Raw genomic sequence first — 1425 nt, forward strand, 5'->3', positions numbered from 1 at the left:
TGGGTTGCGTGGGTTGCGTGGGTTGCGTGGGTTGCGTGGGTTGCGTGGGTTGCGTGGGTTGCGTGGGTTGCGTGGGTTGCGTGGGTTGCGTGGGTTGCGTGGGTTGCGTGGTTAGTGGGTTGCGTGGTTACCTGGATTGCCTGGATTGCCTGGATTGCCTGGATTGCCTGGATTGCGTGGATTGCGTGGCGTTATGTCGACGAAGGGATGAGCGGATCGCGTGCACGGCGGGCGTCGACACCCGTGATGCAGGTTCGCGGCGAGTGGCGGCTAACGCGGCTTCGCTCGGTGGTGAGCGCTGCCAACGAGCTTGACGACGCGCGTGGTCGCGTCCTGTCGTGGCCGTCGCTAATGGGATCTATAGGCGCCAGCGGCGGTGACGCCAATGTGACCGACGCGGTTAGTCGAGGACGCCGGCCCGCAGAGGGTGCGTTGCTGGCGAGCGGCCGCAACAGCGATTGGTCGCGTCAGGAACGTTGATTCCACCTTCGGCTTCTCGAAACGGTTTTGTCATTGGGCCGACGGCGGTGTTGTCTAGAGGAGTCGACGGCTAACGGCGAGAGGGCTCAACCTTTTAACGCGCGCGCCGTTATTGCATCTGCACAGCACAATCATTGGACCTTCATGGCACAACCTATTCCGTTTTCCCGAAACACCGGCGCGGCACGCGCCCGGCATGCCAAGGCGATGCTGCTGCCCATGGCACGGCAAACCGCCGACGATCTCGCGTTGCGCGTGCATCTGGCGTTAGACGCGTTGCGACGAGGCGACGGCGGGATAGGCGATGCTCAGACGCTGACGCAAGTGATGCTGCTGACGGGTTTTCTGGCCGAATCGGGTTTCGGTTCAGCGACTGGCGAGCAACTCGGCGCGGCCGAGCTTGAGATAGCCAAGGTATTCGACACCGGACGAGATACCGCACGATGGGCACTGGATGAAAGCGGATTCACGCTGTTTGCGCAGATCGCCACCAACTACGATCAGCAATTGCACCGCGCTCCGCTTTGGGCGGTCACCGAGGTCAGCGAACGGCTGGACCGTTTTACTGCGGGACTGCCGTATCAATTTGCGACGCGCAAGAGGGCTTAAGCAAGAGGGCTTAATTGTCACCTTTGGTTGCTCGATTCAAACGGATATCGGTGGGGGTACGCTGCCACGCGGCATTCCAGACCCGGCTGCGGACATTCACGACGTAGTGATCTAGCGACGGAAATGCCGCTGCAGTTCTGGACTGCGGCGGCAAGGATATTGGGCGTCTGCGCGCTAGTGTCCGGGCCGCGTGAACACGCGCAAACGCAGAAACCCCACCCTTTTTAGGGGTGGGGTTTCTGATGCTGCTGGGGAGCCTGACGATTACCTACTTTCACACGGGCAATCCGCACTATCATCGGCGTGGAGTCGTTTCACGGTCCTGTTCGGGATGGG

Annotated in this window: 2 protein-coding genes; both read left to right on the forward strand. The window is 61.3% G+C overall.

The annotated features are described in order from the left end of the window. Positions 1 to 480, forward strand: a 480-nt coding sequence (locus tag JMY24_RS38020; RefSeq protein WP_236597787.1) for a hypothetical protein, incomplete at its 5' end; no start/stop codon positions are given. A gap of 144 nt (positions 481 to 624) precedes the next feature. Continuing rightward, a complete protein-coding gene (locus JMY24_RS38025) occupies positions 625 to 1089 on the forward strand; it encodes a hypothetical protein (protein ID WP_128592631.1) in 465 nt (154 codons plus the stop codon). Positions 1090 to 1425 lie beyond the last annotated feature (336 nt).

It is taken from the genome of Paraburkholderia kirstenboschensis (genome assembly GCF_904848585.1).
Classification (GTDB): domain Bacteria; phylum Pseudomonadota; class Gammaproteobacteria; order Burkholderiales; family Burkholderiaceae; genus Paraburkholderia; species Paraburkholderia kirstenboschensis.